The sequence below is a fragment of the Paenimyroides ceti genome (genome assembly GCF_030409925.1).
On sequence record NZ_JAUFQU010000001.1, the window covers coordinates 2,866,018 to 2,885,600 of the forward strand.

The window sequence follows — 19,583 nt, forward strand, 5'->3', positions numbered from 1 at the left end:
AGTTTATTAGTCTTTAAATTATACTATTTTTGTAGTATTATTAAACAGTCATAATTGTGGGAAGCAAAAATAAATTAAAGCGTTTCAGAGAAAACGAGTCATTCAGTAACGTATACCAGCCAACGAGAGAAGAAGTTGTAGACAATTACACGTTGAAGGGAAAATGGAATAAAGAGGTTTTCAAAAATGACAACCCGATTGTATTAGAGTTAGGTTGTGGAAAAGGAGAATACACAATAGGTCTTGCTAAAAGATTTCCAGACAAAAACTTTATCGGTATAGATATTAAAGGTGCGCGTTTCTGGCGTGGTGCCAAAACCTCAGTTGATGAAGCTTTAAATAATGTAGCATTTGTACGTATTCAGATAGAATTAATCGAATTTATTTTTGGTGCTGGTGAAGTTGACGAAATATGGATTACTTTCCCGGATCCTCAGATAAAATATAAAAGAACAAAACACAGACTTACAAATACTGATTTTTTAAAGCGGTATAAAAATATCTTAAAGCCTGAGGGAACTGTAAATCTTAAAACCGACAGCGAGTTTATGCACGGATATACATTGGGCTTATTACACGGCGAAGGTCATGATGTATTATATGCTAATCATAATGTGTACCGAAATGAAGGAGCTCCGGAAGAAGTAATCGGAATTCAGACTTTTTATGAATCTCAGTACTTAGAACAAAATAAACCTATTACGTACATTAAGTTCAAAATAAAATAATGAACATCTTTTATACCTTCATCATCGGAATTACAGCCTCAGTAATAGGCACCTTATTGCCAGGATTACTCAATGCTACGGTTGTAAAGATTGCTGTTGATGAAGGTAAAAAACAAGCCGTTTTTTTTACATTAGGATGCCTTGTCATTATTTTTCTTCAGGTTTACCTTGCCATTTTTTTTGCTAAAATCATTGATAAAAATCCATTTGTAAATGAAATAATACATGAGATCGGATTAGTGATTTTTACAATTCTCACCTTTTATTTCTTCTTTAAAAAAACAAAAAAGAAATCAAAGGTAACACCTGAAATCCCCATTCATAATAAAAGAAAAAAATTTGCTCAGGGAATGATGATGGCAACTATTAATGTATTCCCCATTCCGTATTATGTTTTCGTAAGTATTACAGCAGCATCTTATAGCTTATTTCTCTTTCATCCTTTTTATAATCTGATTCTTACGATCGGAGTAGTTTTAGGTACTTATTCAGTATTTGAATTCTATATAAGAATCTTTAGGAAAAAAGACATTGAAAATAATTTTGTGCTAAAAAACATGAATTATATCATTGGTTCTATAACGGGTATTATTGCCATTATAACTCTTTTCAAACTTTTCAAATAATGGAAGAAAAAACCTTTTTTGAAAGAGTATATGAGATTGTACGCAAAATCCCTTATGGCCGTGTAACTTCTTATGGCGCTATAGCCCGAATAATAGGTTCTCCACAGTCCTCCCGAATGGTGGGTTATGCAATGAATGCAGCCCATTCGTTAGAAGATGTACCGGCTCACCGTGTAGTAAACAGAAACGGATTACTGACCGGCAAACATCATTTTCAGGGTACTCATCTTATGCAGCAATTATTGGAGAGTGAGGGCATCAAAGTAAAAGACGATAAAATAGTAGATTTTAAACATGTTTTCTGGGATCCTGCTACAGCTAAAGAATAATTCTAAAGCAGTTTTTTTCTTCTAATTGCTGATATATTAAATATCCACCGTGAGCTTCAACAATCGTTTTTGACAATGTAAGCCCGATACCAGCCCCATCTCTTCTCGTTGTATAAAAAGGTAAAAATATTTTTGTGATGATTTCCGGATCAATGAGTGCCCCAGAATCAAACAAATCTATATAGATACGCTGGGCTTCTTTTGTAATTTTTATTTCAACCTCTCTTTTTTCTACATGCTTCAGCGCGTGATAAGCATTGGTCAATAAATTGATGAGCACCTGTTCAAATTGAACAACATCCACTTTAACTTCATAGTTTTTTACAGGAACCCAATGTATTTCAATAGCTGCTTCCTTAAACAAACTTCTCATATTCTGAAGACTTTGCTCAATAATATCGTGAAGATCAACAGCCTTTTTATCAGGTGTAGGCAGCATTGTCAGCTTTCTGTACCGCTCAACAAATTGCTGCAGGTGGTTGCTTCTGTTTACAATTGTCTTTATTGCGACACGAATGTCTTCTTTATCCGAATCTGTAAGGTTTTCTTCCTGAACCATCTCATCGACATTTTGAGCGAGAGAATGAATGGGTGTCAGAGAATTCATCAATTCATGAGAAATAACTTTCATTACAGAAATCCATGCTTCTTTTTCAGTTGCATCAATCACTCTTTGAACAGAATCTAACATGATGATATAATATTCTTTTCCTGATATGATTTGGTTTGAAGTCTGCAGAACAAAGGTTTGTCTTTCTTCTTTCTCTATTTGTATATCTACAGTTGTCTTGTATTCCTTAAATTGTTTGTTCTCAATCAATTCACAAAAATCAGGTATAAATGAGTGCAGATATTTCCAGCTTCTCACATCCGGTACTTTAAAATAAGTTCTAAAATGCTGGTTCATCAGCAAAATTCGCCATTCTTCATGTTCTTTTCTGAGAATAAGAATGGATGTAAAAACAGTCTCAAGCAGTTGATTATACACAATATTCTGTGATTCATAATTAAGCAACTGTACTCTGTATTTTTCATATACAACAATAGCTTTCTGATAAACCGATTCATGACGAGGCAATGGGAATTCATTGCTGAAATCATCATAAATAATAGCAGTCAGCACCTTTTGTAAACCATTAAAATACGTGCTTAAAACCTGATATAGGTTCAATAAAATAACGATCGTAATAGTTCCGAATAACAGACCATTATAATAATATCCGTTTAATAGCAAAGTTATACTTATTGCAGTACCGACAATCATAAAGAGGATTCTGATTAATACCCTCCACATAAAAGAAGTGATTTTCATGTGTTCGATATATTATATTTCTCCATTTTTCTGTATAAGGCTGCTCTTGATATCCCTAACTGTTCGGCTGTTCTCGAAATATTGTTATCATTCATAATCAGACATTCCTGAATTTTGCTTTTCTCCACATCAGAAAGTGTAACGGCTATATTCTCATCATCCATCTTTATATCTAAGTCACTAAATCCCATATCATGTAGCTCAATTTGTTCACCTTCTGCCAAAACTACCGCTCTCTCTACCCTGTTTTGAAGTTCCCGGATATTACCACTCCACTTGTATGCTTCTAATTTTTTCATGATGGTTGCATCAACCTTTTTTTCAGGCAATCCATATTTATGGCTCATATAATGAATGAAATAATCCAGTAAGGGTATTATATCTTCCCTTCTTTCACGTAAAGGTGGAATCTCTATAGAAACAGTATTGATGCGGTAATAAAGATCTTCTCTGAAACGTCTATCAATAACAGATTGCTGTAAATTTTCATTTGTTGCTGTAATGATTCTTACATCAAGAGGTCGTGGCTTTGATTCCCCCAGACGAATCACTTCTTTACTTTGAATAACCTGTAAGAGTTTGGATTGAAGATGAAGCGGCACATTACCAATTTCATCTAAAAAGATTGTTCCGGTGTTTGCTTTTTCAAACCTCCCCATACTATCCTGATGAGCATCTGTAAAAGCTCCCTTTACATAGCCAAATAATTCGCTTTCAAATAGATTTTCATTCAAAGATCCTAAATCAACATGTACAAAAGGCTGGTTGCGTCGGATGGATTGATCGTGAATATATTTTGCGAGAACAAACTTACCCGTTCCATTCTCTCCCAAAATCAATGTTGTAACATCTGTTTTTGCAATCCGCTCTGCCGTTTTGTAAGCTTTTAGTATCGCTTCTGACTGTCCTGTAAAATAATCGACTGTTATGGTTGCTGCTTTTGATTGCTTTCTCACCAGTTTTACAGCGTGTTTTATAATTTCCAGAAGCTTATCATTCTCCCAGGGTTTTAACAGATAATCAACAGCCCCAAGTTTTATACCTTCTACTGCCGTATGCACATCTGCATAAGAAGTCATTAGAATTATTTTCACATCAGGAAAAATCTGTGCAATTTCTTTCATCCAGTAAATACCTTCCTTTCCATTCTCATACCCGTAACGAAAATTCATATCTAATAATACAACACCAACATTTTTTTCGCTGATGGTTTTTATAATATTGGCAGGATTAGAAAGTGTGGTCACTTCATTAAAATGCCTTTTTAAAAACAAACGGGCTGCAATCAGTACTTCTTCCTGATCATCAATTACTAAAACTGAAGCATTTATTTTTTTCATAAGGGAGGAGCGTTTGTCCGATATCGTACGATCAGTGTCCGATATCGGACAGTTTTTCATTCTGGTGATTTTGTACTGTCTTTCTCTTTCAGTCAATTACCGCTTTATAAAATTCCGGCACGAAAATATCTATCTATTAATCAGACAAATAACTGATAATGGACACTATTCGACCTCGTAAAAATAGAAAAAAACAATACATTGTACTATTGATTTTATTTTTTTTAAGTATTGGATTCTTAATATACCATTTAGCAACAAAACCTAAAATATTAAATGTATCTGCTAAAGAACTTCTTATAAAGGAAGTCAAAAATGATGTATTTCAGGATTTCATGATTCTTCAGGCACAGGCAGTTCCATTAGAGTCTATGCTTATCAATATCGTAGAAGGTGGATCGGTACAGGAACTTTTTACAGAAAACGGAGCAATGGTAGAAAAAGGAATGCCACTGGCCCGGTTATACAATCCCAATACAGAATTCAATTTTTTATCACAGGAAACTGCAATTATCGAACAAATGAACAATTTGAATGTTGCCAAGCTCTCATTACGTAACCAGGAACTCGTTTTATCAAAAGATCTGATCGCTATGGAACACGATTTTAATCAGACGCAACTGGAATATCAACTTAACCAGACCCTTTTTCAGAAACAGATACTGGCAAAAAATGAATGGGAACAAACTCAGGAGAAATATCGGTATCAAAGGGAACGAAAAACGCTTTTACAGGAAAGTCTGAACAGAGAAAAACATTCCAATCAATTACAACTTGAACAAATCAACAAGGCACTGAATATTATGCAGAAAAGTCTGGAAACACTGAGGGAAAACAAAAAAAATTTCTTGGTTCTGGCACCGGTTTCAGGAAGGCTGAGTTCCTTTGAAGCTATTTTAGGACAAACGTACCTCGCAGGAACCAGTATTGGAAAAGTAGATGAAATGAAGGGGTATAAGCTAATGGCTAATATTGATGAATTTTATTTAGAAAAAATACAACAGAACCAAAAAGGGCAAATGGAAATAAAAGGAAATAATGTTGAAGTCAGTATTACAAAAATAATTCCTGCGGTAAAAAACGGACAATTTAAAGCAGAACTTAATTTTACAGGATCACCCCCGACAGGATTACAGGAAGGCAGTTCTTTCAGCATTCGACTGTCGTTATCGAGCGATAAAAATTCGGTTGTCCTACCAAAAGGAAATTTTTATACGGCAACCAAAGGAAAGTGGATCTTTGTGGTAAAGGGAAACAAAGCGGTTAAACGTACGATAAAGCTCGGAAGAGAAAACCCGGATTACTATGAAATTATTACAGGACTTCAACCCGGAGAAAAAGTAATTGTATCCAATTATGAAGATTATATGAATATCGATCAATTAAATATAGAACCATAACGTAAAGAAACTATCAATGATTACTATCAAAAATTTACATAAAACGTTTGTAACGGAAACGGTAAAAACGAAAGCCTTAAATGACATTAGTCTGCATATCAGCGAAGGTGAATTTGTATCTATTATGGGACCATCAGGCTGTGGCAAATCCACTTTGCTCAATATCATTGGCTTGCTCGATGACGTTCGTGAAGGAAGCTATCACTTACTCGGAAATGAGATCGTGAACATGAAAGAAGCAAAACGTGCTCAATTAAGAAAACAGAACATTGGATTCATCTTTCAAAATTTCAATCTGATTGATGAACTGTCAGTATATGATAACATTGAATTGCCTTTGATTTATAACAACATTAAAGCTCAGGAAAGAAAAAAAAGAATACAGCAGATTGCAGAAAAACTAAACATCATGCATCGTTTACAGCATTATCCGCAACAATTATCTGGAGGCCAGCAACAGCGTGTAGCCGTTGCAAGGGCGCTCATAACCAATCCCAAACTAATTCTGGCAGATGAGCCAACCGGAAATCTTGACAGTACCAATGGAAATGAGGTAATGGAATTACTTACACAACTTCACGCAAATGGTGCCACAATTTTAATGGTGACACACTCCTCTAACGATGCTGCTTTTTCTCAAAAGACCATTATCATGAAAGATGGCGAAATCTTATCAGAAAAGAACAATCAGAAAACAGTCAATGTATTCACAGAATAAAATAAAAAAAGATGCTTAAAAACTGGATAAAAATATTCGTTTACAATACGGCTCATAACAAAACCTATACCTTACTCAATATCATCGGGTTGGCAATAGGTATTACCGCTGTTATCTTGTCCTCTATATACTGGGAAGAGGAGAACTCATACGATAAATGGAACCCGAATAAAGAATTGGTACAGGAAGTATTGGTAAAAATTAATGAAACTGAAATATGGCCTTATAATGTTGCTCCGTTAGGACCTCTTCTGAAAGAGGCTGCTTCAGAGTTAGATTCGTATTGTTATTATTCTTCCTATAATGGTACTATTTCTCTCTTAGTGATTAATGGTAAAAAACAAGTTGTCAACAATGCTGTTGTTACTGAGCCAAACTTTTTTGAATATTTTCCGTTTGAAGTTGTTAAAGGATCTGTTGCTGCTTTCTCAGCTACAAAGAAAGCGGTTGCTTTGTCTGAAGAAAAAGCAGTTGAACTATTTGGTACAACTGATGTGATCAATAAAATAGTACAGGATGTTTCTAATGGCTCTTATACCATAACAACGGTTTACAGAGTACCCGGCAAATCGTCCATCAATCCTTCCCTTATTTCAAATGATCTGGAAAGTCAGCTAAAATTGCAGAAAAATGAATGGGGGAATTTTAATTTTAACTTTCTTATTAAACTAAAAAACACAGAAAGTAAAGACCGCATATTAAAAACCATCGAGGATATAAACTTGCAAAATCGTGAAGGACAGCTTGCTAAAAAAGAAGGTCTTACATTAGAAGATTATCTGGAAAAAAACGGTCGTATGACAACATTCTTACAACCTTTAGAAGATGTTCGCCTAAAAGCAGAAATAACGGGCTTTCCTGAAGGCAAGGCAAACGGCGTTTTTCTGAAAATCAATATAGGTTTGTCTGTTTTAATTCTTGTACTTTCCATTATCAACTATATCAATCTGGCAACTGCACAGGCAACAAAAAGAGCCAAAGAAGTAGGTATCAGAAAAATAACCGGTGCCGGTAAGAAAAATATTGTTTTACAATTTATTTTTGAAACAAGCATTCTCGTTTTTCTTGCTTTTATCTGTGCATTGGCACTCACTGAAATCTTATTACCATATTACAATGTTTTGCTGAACAAGGCACTCGTGTTTCACTTGACAGATTTTATAGGATATTTTACCATCATCTTTTTAATAGTAATTATATCTGCAGGTATTTTCCCGGCTCTTTATATTGCTAATTTCCAAGTATTGAAAGTTCTGAAAGGGAATTTTGGACGTAGCAAAAACGGGATCTGGCTGCGCAATACGATGCTTATTGTACAGTTTTTTATTGCTACATTGTTTCTTATCGCAGGATATATAGTCAATGAACAGGTAAGCTATATGGCTAAAAAAGATTTAGGTTTTTCAGGAGATCAGATTCTCACCATCAGGTATTTGAATTATGAAAAACCGAACCGCTATAATTTTTACAAAAGCATCCGGTCAGAAATGATGAAGATAAAAGGTGTCAAAGAGGTAAATATTTCTTCTATGCGTATTGGTTCCGGTGTGAGTTCTTCATCAGGTTTCTCTATAGATGGTAAGAATGTACAGGCTCAGAACGTAGCTATTGATTTCGGATATCTGGATATGATGAAAATCAAAATAGCTGAAGGTCGCGATCTGAATTCCAATCTTGCTTCCGACACCATTGAGTCAGTATTGATTAACCAGACAGCTGCAAGAAAACTTGGGAATAAAAACCTGATCAATAAAAAATTTGACTGGAATGGAAACCCATTAAAGATTGTAGGGATTGTAGAAGATTTTAATTTATATGGTCTAACAGAAAAAGTTCCTCCGATGATTTTCTATCATCCAAAAACCATCAGCTGGATGGATACAAACCTACAGGCAGTATCTGTAAAAATCGATGCTGCTGAAAGTGAAGACGTCTTACATCAGTTAGAAAAATTCTGGAAAACAAAAGTTGATTTTGATTATCCGTTTAATGCTGAATTTGTCAATAAAGAATTTGCAAAAACCTATGCCAGTTACATAAAACAACGCAATGTGTTTGCCATACTGAATATTGTGGTTATTGCCATTGCACTGTTTGGTTTATTTGCTCTATCATCATTTACCATTGAAAGGCAATACAAACAGATTGCCATAAAAAAAGTATTGGGAGCTTCAACCAAAAGCCTTTTGCTTCAATTATCAAAACAATATATTCTATTTTGTATTATTGGCTTTTTATTAGCGCTGATTCCGGGATATTATTTACTCCAGCTGTGGCTAAACAATTTTGCCTACCGTATAGATTTTCCATATATCGCTTTTTGTATCGCTTTTATCATCATGATTGTTTTAACCATAATAGTGGTATTTTCCAAATCTTACAGTGCTACAAGAATCAATATTCTGAAATATTTGAAATATGAATAAAGTCGTTTGTTTCTTTTTACTTGTTGTGTTTTTCCCTTTCGGGGGAAAAGCGCAGCATACTATCTGGAGTTTTCGGGACTGTATAGAATATGGCAGAGAACATCATCTTGATTTCAAAATAAAGCAACTCGAAATTATGTTAGCTCAAAATAATGCGGTCAAACTATCGTATACCTATTTACCTGAAATTGGTTTGAGTGCCAACCATAATTATAATTTCGGTTCAACGATTGATCCTTCAACAAACAATCGTATCAGTTCAAATGTACAATCAGACCTTTTTTCACTGGACAGCCAGATAGCTTTATTCAATTTTTCAGAAATTAAAAAGTCTAAATTAGACCGACTTGAAAGTGCTTTTCAACGTCAGGATAATGAGGTAATATTACAGGAGTATAATATACTGTTACTAAAAAAGTTTTATGAAGCATTCGCCGCTCAGGAATGGGTTAATATCTTAGAAAAACAATTGGTCAACTCTGAAAATCAATTGGAAAGAATCCGCAAAGAAGTATCTACTGGGCTAAAACCTGAAAGTGACTTATATGATATTGAAGTCATTTATTCTCAGGAAAAAATTGTGTTACAACAGGCAATACATGAATATGAGAACAAAAAAACTCAATTATTCCAAAATATTTTCTTCATTAAGGATGATTATACTTCTTATTCGTTACATGAAGATCTCATATCTGTTGAAGAAAACATTGAATTTGACCTCAATAGTAACAGCAAAATAAAAAAAAGCGATATCGAACTACAAAAAGCGATCGTTGTTTATCAGCAAACGTTATCTAATTTTCTTCCAAAACTATCACTCTATTATTCGTATGGAACCTTTTATGCCAATCAGATAAAAAACATTTCAGATACTTCTTTTAATTTTGAAAGACAACTACAAACCAATAAGAGTAATTTCTTAGGATTGAGTCTCTATGTTCCTGTTTTTTCAAAAGGAAATGCTACAAGATTAAGAAATGCAAAACGAATAGAAAAAGAAATAAAAGAACAGCAAAAACAAAACATGATTCAGGCAACACAAAATGAATTTAACCTTGAAAAACAACAATTGCATCAATTGATAACGCTTGAATCACAAATTACTGAAAATATCCGTTTTTCTACTTTATCTTTTCAAACAACCACTTCAAAATTCATCTATGGAAAAGTAGATGCAATTACTTATAAAACAGCTCAGAACCAATTATTGCTATCCGAATATAATTATCTGAACAACCAACTTTTACAAAACATGGGATATCAGAAACTATTATTACTCAACAATAATTTTTAACTATTACACGATAAGAAATAAACATCATTTTCACAAGCCATTAACTTTCAATTTCCAACATTTCGTAGTATATTTGTAATTTAAAATTAGTCTACATAAGTACTTCTGTTTGAAGTAATAAAGTAAAATATAAATGAAATTAGATAGGAAAGAAATTCTTGCTGTTTTAGAAACTATTTCTATAGCGGGAGAAGGAAAAAATATGGTAGATAGTGGTGCTGTTCAAAACGTAATGACCTTTGGAGATGAAGTTGTTGTTGATCTTACATTACACAATCCTGCCTTACATATCAAGAAAAGAGCTGAAGTAGATATCATGAAAGTGATTCATGAAAAAATTTACGACAAAGCAAAAATTAAAGTCAATATAAAAGTTGAAACCCCTGAAAAACCTGAAATCAAAGGAAAATCGATTCCTGGTATCAGCAATATTATCGCAGTTTCATCCGGTAAAGGCGGAGTTGGAAAATCTACCGTTACAGCAAACTTAGCGGTTACGCTTGCCAATATGGGCTTTAAAGTGGGCGTATTAGATGCTGACATCTATGGCCCATCAATGCCAATCATGTTTGATGTGGAAAGAGCACGCCCTATTTCTGTAGAAGTAGAAGGTAAGTCAAAAATGAAACCTATCACCAGTTATGGAGTAGAAATATTATCTATCGGATTTTTTACAAGTCCTGATCAGGCGGTTATCTGGAGAGGTCCTATGGCTTCTAAAGCATTAAATCAAATGATTTTTGATGCTGATTGGGGAGAATTAGACTTTTTATTGCTCGATTTACCTCCTGGAACCGGAGATATTCACTTATCCATCATGCAGTCATTGCCCATCACAGGTGCTGTTGTTGTAAGTACACCACAGGCTGTTGCTTTAGCTGATGCAAAAAAAGGTGTTTCCATGTTTATGTCAGAAAGCATCAATGTTCCTGTTTTAGGTATCATTGAAAATATGGCCTATTTTACTCCTGAAGAACTTCCGGAAAACAAATATTACATCTTCGGACATGAAGGTGCTAAAAATTTATCCCGTGATTTAGAAGTCCCTTTCCTTGGAGAAGTACCTATTGTACAGTCTATTCGTGAAGCGGGTGATTATGGGCGTCCTGCATCGTTACAGGAAGAAACACCGGTAGCAGAAGCCTTTGTGAATATTGCACGAAATGTTGTAGAAGAGGTTGTGAAACGCAACGAAAGCCTACCTCCGACAGAAGCTATAAAAATAACCACAATGGCAGGTTGTGCTGCCGTAAAAAAATAATTTATAATCTTTTCAGCTATGACAACAACCAGCGAAACCATAAGATTAAATGTAGAAAAAGCATTAGATGAAATCCGTCCTTTCCTAAAATCAGATGGCGGAGATATCAATCTTATTTCTATTGAAGACGATAAATACGTTACTGTACAATTACTCGGTGCATGTATTTCTTGCAATGTCAACCAGATGACATTAAAAGCAGGTGTGGAAACAACCATAAAAAAATATGCTCCTGAAATTGAAACGGTAACCAACATTTCTGAATTAAATAATAATCAGGGAAAAGTAGATTTAAGAAATAATTAAAATTATTTCTATTTAAATTAAATTATTTATGATTGAAACAGATATACTGATCATTGGTGCTGGACCAACGGGATTATTCGCTGTTTTTGAAGCCGGGCTATTAAAGCTAAAATGCCATCTAATAGATGGATTGCCTCAACCTGGTGGACAACTTACTGAGTTATACCCTAAAAAACCTATTTTTGATATACCAGGCTATCCTTCTGTTGGAGCCGCTGAACTTATAGATAATCTGATGGAGCAAATAAAACAATTTGAACCCGGATTTACCTTAAATGAAGTAGCAGAAACAATTGATCAGCTTGAAGACGGTACCTTTATCGTAACTTCCAACAAAGGAACAAAACACCACGCAAAAGCAATCGCAATTGCAGGTGGTTTAGGCAGCTTTGAACCAAGAAAACCTCTAATTGAAAACATCGCTTTCTATGAAGAAAAAGGTGTGGAATATTTCGTTAAGAATCCGGAGCAATTCCGTGATAAAAATATTGTTATAGCCGGTGGTGGAGATTCTGCATTAGATTGGTCTATCTTCCTGTCTGATGTGGCTTCCAATGTAACTCTTGTACACAGAAGAAATGAATTTAGAGGTGCTTTAGATTCAGTAGAAAAAGTACAGGAATTAAAAAAGCTTGGAAAAATCAATCTGATCACACCAGCTGAAATCACAGCCATACATGGTAATGAAAGAGTAGAGTCCCTGACATTGTCTAATGGTGATGATACTCAAATAATAGAGACCGATTACTTCATTCCACTATTTGGATTAACACCTAAACTCGGACCTATTGCTAACTGGGGATTGGAAATAGAAAAAAATGCCATTAAAGTTAATAATGCATTGGATTACCAAACCAATATAGAAGGTATTTATGCCATTGGTGACATTAATACTTATCCGGGTAAATTAAAACTTATTTTATGCGGATTTCATGAAGCTACGCTAATGTGTCAAAGCATCTATAATCGCCTGAATCCTGGAAAAAAATATGTTTTAAAATATACTACTGTTTCCGGAGTTGACGGATTTGATGGTACCAGAAAAGAAGCGGAAAAAGCCGTAGTAAAATCGATAGATTAATTCGGTTTACAGATAATAAAAAAAAGTCCCTGAGTAAATTGCTCAGGGACTTTTTTTATGATGCTATTCAACAGATAACATCGCTTTTAGAGCTTTTTGTTTTATTCATCTAACAACTCGGTTCAAACAGCAAAAAAACAGCTTAAAAATCATGTTTAAAAAGTCTTATCTTTTGTGTATACCAACACTTCATGATGCAGCTATGATAAAAAATAAAAGATCCTGTCAGCTACTAATTGCAATCACCATAGAGAGGCATTACATATACTTTATACATGCTATTACAACATCCTTATAAGCAGTATATATTCTCTTCTAATGCTACATAATAAAGACAGTCCAAAGCGATGCTTTTCATTTCATCACTTTATAATTATAAATCAGGTCTTATTTATACTTAAGTTTATTCCAAAAAAAAATCCTCAATCAGATTATGATTGAGGATTCAAAAGAAAGGCAGCGACATACTCTCCCACATTAAAATGCAGTACCATCTGCGCTATCGGGCTTAACTACTCTGTTCGGAATGGAAAGAGGTGAGCCCCGATGCAATAACCACCTTAAATCGGTATGACTTGCGTCACTATAAGTTAACATATATGAAATTCAAAACAAAAGACTTTTATATTATAAAGCAACTCCCAGAGCACATAAGCTTACGGGCTATTAGTACTACTCGACTATGACATTACTGCCTTTACATCTGTAGCCTATCAACGTGGTCATCTTCCACGACCCTTTAAAGAAATCTCATCTTGTGGTGGGTTTCGCGCTTATATGCTTTCAGCGCTTATCCCTTCCAAACGTAGCTACTCTGCGATGCTCCTGGCGGAACAACAGATACACCAGCGGTTTGTCCAATTCGGTCCTCTCGTACTAGAATCAGATCCACTCAAATTTCTAACGCCCACAGTAGATAGAGACCGAACTGTCTCACGACGTTCTGAACCCAGCTCGCGTGCCACTTTAATGGGCGAACAGCCCAACCCTTGGGACCTTCTCCAGCCCCAGGATGTGACGAGCCGACATCGAGGTGCCAAACCCCCCCGTCGATATGAGCTCTTGGGGGAGATCAGCCTGTTATCCCCGGCGTACCTTTTATCCTTTGAGCGATGGCCCTTCCATACGGAACCACCGGATCACTATGCTCTACTTTCGTACCTGATCGACCTGTATGTCTCTCAGTCAAGCTCCCTTATACCATTGCACTCTACGCACGGTTACCAAGCGTGCTGAGGGAACCTTTAGAAGCCTCCGTTACTCTTTTGGAGGCGACCACCCCAGTCAAACTACCCACCAAGCAATGTCCTCAACAACGTCGAGTTAGATCTCAAATAAGCAAAGGGTGGTATTTCAACAATGACTCCACAACGCCTGGCGACGCCACTTCATAGTCTCCCACCTATCCTACACATCACTTATCCAAGAACAATACTAAGCTATAGTAAAGGTGCACAGGGTCTTTTCGTCCCACTGCGGGTAATCGGCATCTTCACCGATACTACAATTTCACCGAGCTCATGGCTGAGACAGTGTCCAGATCGTTACACCATTCGTGCAGGTCGGAACTTACCCGACAAGGAATTTCGCTACCTTAGGACCGTTATAGTTACGGCCGCCGTTTACTGGGGCTTCAATTCAATGCTTCTCCGAAGATAACATCTCCTCTTAACCTTCCAGCACCGGGCAGGTGTCAGGCCCTATACTTCATCTTACGATTTGGCAGAGCCCTGTGTTTTTGATAAACAGTCGCCTGGACCTTTTCACTGCGGCCAGCATTGCTGCTGGCGACCTTTCTCCCGAAGTTACAGGTCTATTTTGCCTAGTTCCTTAGCCATGAATCTCTCGAGCACCTGAGGATACTCTCCTCGACTACCTGTGTCGGTTTACGGTACGGGTTCTTATAATCTATGTTTAGAAGGTTTTCTTGGAAGCCCTTAGGTACACTATCTCTTTGCCCGAAGGCTCCGAGTACTATCGCATTTCACCAAGTCTGACGCATTTGACTATCAAACCTATAGTTAGGTGCTTCAACGAACTATTCCGTCAGTTCGCGGTACTTTCATCACTCCGTCGCTCCATCACAATTATAAGAAGTACGGGAATATTAACCCGTTGGCCATCGACGTCCCCCTTCGGGTGTGCCTTAGGTCCCGACTAACCCTCAGCTGATTAGCATAGCTGAGGAAACCTTAGTCTTACGGTGTGCGGGTTTCTCGCCCGCATTATCGTTACTTATGCCTACATTTTCTTTTCTAAACAGTCCAGCAATACTCACATATCACCTTCTACCCAGTTTAGAATGCTCCCCTACCACTGTATATAAATATACAATCCATAGCTTCGGTAGTATGCTTATGCCCGATTATTATCCATGCTCGTCCGCTCGACTAGTGAGCTGTTACGCACTCTTTAAATGAATGGCTGCTTCCAAGCCAACATCCTAGCTGTCTGTGCAGACAAACCGCGTTTTTTCAACTTAGCATACATTTGGGGACCTTAGCTGATGGTCTGGGTTCTTTCCCTCTCGGACATGGACCTTAGCACCCATGCCCTCACTGCTGATAAGCATTTATTAGCATTCGGAGTTTGTCAGGAATTGGTAGGAGGTGAATCCCCCGCATCCAATCAGTAGCTCTACCTCTAATAAACTCTATCAGCGCTGCACCTAAATGCATTTCGGGGAGTACGAGCTATTTCCGAGTTTGATTGGCCTTTCACCCCTACCCACAGGTCATCCGAAGACTTTTCAACGTCAACCGGTTCGGTCCTCCATTTAGTGTTACCCAAACTTCAACCTGCCCATGGGTAGATCACACGGTTTCGCGTCTACCATTACTGACTATAGCGCCCTATTAAGACTCGCTTTCGCTTCGAATCCACACCTGAAGTGCTTATCCTCGCCAGCAACGGTAACTCGTAGGCTCATTATGCAAAAGGCACGCCGTCACCCAACGAATGGGCTCCGACCGCTTGTAAGCGTATGGTTTCAGGATCTATTTCACTCCGTTATTCACGGTTCTTTTCACCTTTCCCTCACGGTACTGGTTCACTATCGGTCTCTCAGGAGTATTTAGCCTTAGCGGATGGTCCCGCCAGATTCAATCAAGGTTTCACGTGCCCCGACCTACTCAGGATACCACTATCTATTACATCGCTTACCTATACAGGACTATCACCTTCTTCGGTCAACCTTTCCAGGTTGTTCTAATTCGCTTTGCATAAAATATCGTGGTCCTACAACCCCAATATTGCCGAAACAACATTGGTTTGGGCTAATCCGCGTTCGCTCGCCACTACTTACGGAATCACTTTTGTTTTCTTCTCCTCCGCCTACTTAGATGTTTCAGTTCAGCGGGTTTGCCCTCCTATCGGAGTAATACATCTTCAATGTATTGGGTTGCCCCATTCGGATATCTGCGGATCAATTCTTGTGTGCAAATCCCCGCAGCTTTTCGCAGCTTATCACGTCCTTCTTCGCCTCTGAGAGCCTAGGCATCCCCCATACGCCCTTATTTTGCTTATTGTGCTCTATATCTAATACCTTTTCTTTCGAAAAAATATTAAATGTGCTTTATTTTTTAAATATTTTCTACTTTTGTTTGTTTTCCAATATGTCAATGAACGGTTTTTCTGAGCTAACAGAAATAGTGGAGAATATCGGAGTCGAACCGATGGCCTCCTGCGTGCAAGGCAGGCGCTCTAGCCAGCTGAGCTAATCCCCCATTATAATTTTGAACTTTTAAATTATGAATGTTGAATTTTGAATGAATGTGTAATTCATACTCATCTTCTAAAATTTCCTTTTTTTAAGTAAAATTGTAGTCCCGGGCAGACTCGAACTGCCGACCCCTACATTATCAGTGTAGTACTCTAACCAGCTGAGCTACGAGACTCTGTAATTTTTACTTCTTTTTTTTTTGAATTAACAGCGAGAGTAATGTTTTAACCATCTCTAGAAAGGAGGTGTTCCAGCCGCACCTTCCGGTACGGCTACCTTGTTACGACTTAGCCCCAGTTACCAGTTTTACCCTAGGCAGCTCCTTGCGGTCACCGACTTCAGGTACCCCCAGCTTCCATGGCTTGACGGGCGGTGTGTACAAGGCCCGGGAACGTATTCACCGGATCATGGCTGATATCCGATTACTAGCGATTCCAGCTTCACGGAGTCGAGTTGCAGACTCCGATCCGAACTGTGACCGGCTTTATAGATTCGCGCCCTATCGCTAGGTGGCTGCTCTCTGTACCGGCCATTGTAGCACGTGTGTGGCCCAGGACGTAAGGGCCGTGATGATTTGACGTCATCCCCACCTTCCTCTCAGTTTACACTGGCAGTCTTGCTAGAGTTCCCGACATTACTCGCTGGCAACTAACAACAGGGGTTGCGCTCGTTATAGGACTTAACCTGACACCTCACGGCACGAGCTGACGACAACCATGCAGCACCTTGTAATCTGTCTTGCGAAAGCTCTGTTTCCAAAGCGGTCAAACTACATTTAAGCCCTGGTAAGGTTCCTCGCGTATCATCGAATTAAACCACATGCTCCACCGCTTGTGCGGGCCCCCGTCAATTCCTTTGAGTTTCAAACTTGCGTTCGTACTCCCCAGGTGGGATACTTATCACTTTCGCTTAGTCACTCAACCTTACGGCCAAACAACTAGTATCCATCGTTTACGGCGTGGACTACCAGGGTATCTAATCCTGTTCGCTACCCACGCTTTCGTCCATCAGCGTCAATTAACTCATAGTAACCTGCCTTCGCAATTGGTATTCCATGTAATATCTAAGCATTTCACCGCTACACTACATATTCTAGTTACTTCCAAGTAATTCAAGTCTAACAGTATCAATGGCAATTTTTTAGTTAAGCTAAAAACTTTCACCACTGACTTATAAGACCGCCTACGGACCCTTTAAACCCAATGATTCCGGATAACGCTTGGATCCTCCGTATTACCGCGGCTGCTGGCACGGAGTTAGCCGATCCTTATTCTTACGGTACCGTCAGTTAGTTACACGTAACTCGTTTTCTTCCCGTATAAAAGCAGTTTACAATCCATAGGACCGTCATCCTGCACGCGGCATGGCTGGTTCAGAGTTGCCTCCATTGACCAATATTCCTCACTGCTGCCTCCCGTAGGAGTCTGGTCCGTGTCTCAGTACCAGTGTGGGGGATCTCCCTCTCAGGACCCCTACCCATCATCGTCTTGGTATGCCGTTACCACACCAACTAACTAATGGGACGCATGCTCATCTTGTACCGTTGGAACTTTAATATCTAAATGATGCCATTCAAATATACTATGAGGTATTAATCCAAATTTCTCTGGGCTATCCCTCTGTACAAGGTAGATTGCATACGCGTTACGCACCCGTGCGCCGGTCTCAAAGTCCGAAGACTTCTACCCCTCGACTTGCATGTGTTAGGCCTGCCGCTAGCGTTCATCCTGAGCCAGGATCAAACTCTTCATCGTATAATTTTTAATATTTTTTGATGTTGCGTTAAAACAATTCTTGCGAATTCCTTACTCTCTTTTTATGCTGTAAATCCAATATGTCTATGAACGTGTCTTCTCTTGTTGCGCTTGTTTTTCTAAGCGAGTGCAAAAATAGAAACTCTTTTTCTTTTCACCAAACTTTTTCTAAAGTTTTTTTTTAAAAAAAAATATTCGGTAACTTTCTAAGAACTTTCTCAATCCCTATCTATTTGATTGGGGTTGCAAAGCTACAACCTTTTTTTATTTCTAACAAAATTTATTTCTGTTATTTTTTTTAAGGCTTACTTATATTTAAAGAACTTCTTGCGGATTGCGAGGGCAAATATACTACCCTTTTTTTATCCTTTCCTAATTTTTTTAAAACCTTTTTTAAACTTTATTTTAATATGCTGGTAACCTTAATTTTACAACATCCTTTTTTTTCTTTCACAATACTCAAACCCTCAAAAAAAACAGCATTCCCTTTTTTAAACCCAACTCTTTTCAAACAAAAAAAGCTTAAAACCACTTTTTGAAATCCAAAAGTTCAATAAATAAATCTGAAGCCATCCGTTTTTTAGCTTAAAAATCCATAATAAAGCAGCTTTTATTTTTTTACCTCTTATTATATATACGTGTCCGCAAAGAATATTATTATACAATATAAACCATACAAACCAAAAACAGCACACTATATAGTATGCTGTTTTTGGTTATTAAAATAAGTCTGTATTATTTTTTGACAATCTTTTCTGTGGTCTCAACCCCATTTTCGAATTTTATCTTAGCTACATACATCCCCGATGCCAATATTGAGATATCTAAAGTATTCGCAGTACTCTGTAAAACCTGTTTTCCAGATAAATCATACAAAACAATCTCACGTAATTTTTCAGAAGCATTCACCGTTATAAAATCTGATGATGGATTTGGATAAAGACTGTAATCAACATATTTTATGTCTTCTATAGAAACTAATGAATTAATAAATTTTAGTCATCAACATCAGATTCATATATACTCAAATAAACGAATAAAGAATATAACAATAGGCTATCCTTATTCCGTAAGAATTCATACAAACAACAACTCATTAATGACCAATCAGTTATAAAAAAATCCGCCGAAATACATCAAAACACTTGTATTTATTAAATAAATGCCATTATATTTGCACCGAATTACGGGTGTAGTTCAAGGGTAGAATAGCGGTCTCCAAAACCGTTGATGGGGGTTCGAATCCCTCCACCCGTGCAAAATAAAAAATCCAGCTAAAAGCTGGAT

At 37.2% G+C, this 19,583-nt stretch carries 14 protein-coding genes, 3 tRNA genes and 3 rRNA genes; 11 read left to right on the forward strand and 9 right to left on the reverse strand.

The annotated features are described in order from the left end of the window. Positions 1-56 precede the first annotated feature (56 nt). From trmB to QW060_RS14160, 3 genes are read left to right on the forward strand one after another with little or no spacing between them, the layout of a single operon-like run. Complete coding sequence (gene trmB, locus QW060_RS14150) at positions 57-728, forward strand: tRNA (guanosine(46)-N7)-methyltransferase TrmB (protein ID WP_290364127.1); 672 nt, start codon at positions 57-59, stop codon at positions 726-728. After that, a complete protein-coding gene (locus tag QW060_RS14155; protein ID WP_290364128.1) occupies positions 728-1,354 on the forward strand; it encodes a LysE family transporter in 627 nt (208 codons plus the stop codon). Before trmB ends, QW060_RS14155 begins: the two co-directional genes overlap by 1 nt. Further along, the gene (locus QW060_RS14160; RefSeq protein WP_290364129.1) at positions 1,354-1,683 is read left to right on the forward strand and encodes an MGMT family protein; all 330 of its coding nucleotides are present in this window, start codon (positions 1,354-1,356) and stop codon (positions 1,681-1,683) included. The genes QW060_RS14155 and QW060_RS14160 overlap by 1 nt, the downstream gene beginning before the upstream one ends. On the opposite strand, the gene QW060_RS14165 is transcribed toward QW060_RS14160, so the two are convergent. Continuing rightward, the gene (locus QW060_RS14165) at positions 1,673-2,977 is read right to left on the reverse strand and encodes a sensor histidine kinase (RefSeq protein ID WP_290364130.1); all 1,305 of its coding nucleotides are present in this window, start codon (positions 2,975-2,977) and stop codon (positions 1,673-1,675) included. The two genes, QW060_RS14160 and QW060_RS14165, sit on opposite strands and share 11 nt — an antisense overlap. 14 nt (positions 2,978-2,991) lie before the next feature. Continuing rightward, a complete protein-coding gene (locus tag QW060_RS14170; protein WP_290364770.1) occupies positions 2,992-4,335 on the reverse strand; it encodes a sigma-54-dependent transcriptional regulator in 1,344 nt (447 codons plus the stop codon). 158 nt (positions 4,336-4,493) lie between these two features. On the opposite strand from QW060_RS14170, the gene QW060_RS14175 reads away from it, so the two are divergent. The 7 genes from QW060_RS14175 to QW060_RS14205 all read left to right on the forward strand — a co-directional run bounded on the left by QW060_RS14175 (position 4,494) and on the right by QW060_RS14205 (position 12,821). Next, positions 4,494-5,735 carry an efflux RND transporter periplasmic adaptor subunit gene (locus QW060_RS14175; protein WP_290364131.1) on the forward strand — a complete coding sequence of 414 codons (1,242 nt, stop codon included), beginning with the start codon at positions 4,494-4,496 and terminating at the stop codon, positions 5,733-5,735. Between the two features lie 16 nt (positions 5,736-5,751). Next, the gene (locus QW060_RS14180; RefSeq protein WP_290364132.1) at positions 5,752-6,453 is read left to right on the forward strand and encodes an ABC transporter ATP-binding protein; all 702 of its coding nucleotides are present in this window, start codon (positions 5,752-5,754) and stop codon (positions 6,451-6,453) included. An 11-nt stretch (positions 6,454-6,464) separates the two neighbouring features. Then, positions 6,465-8,879, forward strand: a complete 2,415-nt coding sequence (locus tag QW060_RS14185) for an ABC transporter permease (protein WP_290364133.1) — start codon at positions 6,465-6,467, stop codon at positions 8,877-8,879. Then, positions 8,872-10,173, forward strand: a complete 1,302-nt coding sequence (locus tag QW060_RS14190; RefSeq protein ID WP_290364134.1) for a TolC family protein — start codon at positions 8,872-8,874, stop codon at positions 10,171-10,173. The genes QW060_RS14185 and QW060_RS14190 overlap by 8 nt, the downstream gene beginning before the upstream one ends. Positions 10,174-10,306: 133 nt before the next feature. Further along, a complete protein-coding gene (locus tag QW060_RS14195; protein ID WP_290364135.1) occupies positions 10,307-11,434 on the forward strand; it encodes an Mrp/NBP35 family ATP-binding protein in 1,128 nt (375 codons plus the stop codon). A gap of 18 nt (positions 11,435-11,452) precedes the next feature. Next, positions 11,453-11,740, forward strand: coding sequence for a NifU family protein (locus QW060_RS14200; RefSeq protein WP_290364136.1), 288 nt, complete (start codon positions 11,453-11,455; stop codon positions 11,738-11,740). A gap of 28 nt (positions 11,741-11,768) precedes the next feature. After that, positions 11,769-12,821, forward strand: a complete 1,053-nt coding sequence (locus QW060_RS14205) for an NAD(P)/FAD-dependent oxidoreductase (protein WP_290364137.1) — start codon at positions 11,769-11,771, stop codon at positions 12,819-12,821. Between the two features lie 451 nt (positions 12,822-13,272). Here the strand turns inward: QW060_RS14205 and rrf are convergent. From rrf to QW060_RS14240, 7 genes are all read right to left on the reverse strand, one after another. Beyond that, a 5S ribosomal RNA gene (gene rrf, locus QW060_RS14210) occupies positions 13,273-13,384 on the reverse strand. A gap of 82 nt (positions 13,385-13,466) precedes the next feature. Beyond that, positions 13,467-16,348: ribosomal RNA gene (locus QW060_RS14215) — 23S ribosomal RNA — on the reverse strand. 124 nt (positions 16,349-16,472) lie between these two features. Further along, positions 16,473-16,546 (reverse strand) — tRNA-Ala (locus QW060_RS14220). Positions 16,547-16,643: 97 nt separating this feature from the next. Continuing rightward, positions 16,644-16,717: transfer RNA gene (locus QW060_RS14225), tRNA-Ile, on the reverse strand. 63 nt (positions 16,718-16,780) lie between these two features. Further along, a 16S ribosomal RNA gene (locus QW060_RS14230) occupies positions 16,781-18,296 on the reverse strand. The 16S, 23S and 5S rRNA genes sit together here with 2 tRNA genes alongside, the layout of an rRNA operon. A 491-nt stretch (positions 18,297-18,787) precedes the next feature. Beyond that, the gene (locus QW060_RS14235; protein WP_290363715.1) at positions 18,788-18,991 is read right to left on the reverse strand and encodes a hypothetical protein; all 204 of its coding nucleotides are present in this window, start codon (positions 18,989-18,991) and stop codon (positions 18,788-18,790) included. Between the two features lie 40 nt (positions 18,992-19,031). Further along, entirely contained in the window at positions 19,032-19,286 is a 255-nt protein-coding gene (locus QW060_RS14240; RefSeq protein ID WP_317623187.1) for a T9SS type A sorting domain-containing protein, read from the reverse strand. Positions 19,287-19,482: 196 nt separating this feature from the next. On the opposite strand from QW060_RS14240, the gene QW060_RS14245 reads away from it, so the two are divergent. Next, positions 19,483-19,553 (forward strand) — tRNA-Trp (locus tag QW060_RS14245). Positions 19,554-19,583 lie beyond the last annotated feature (30 nt).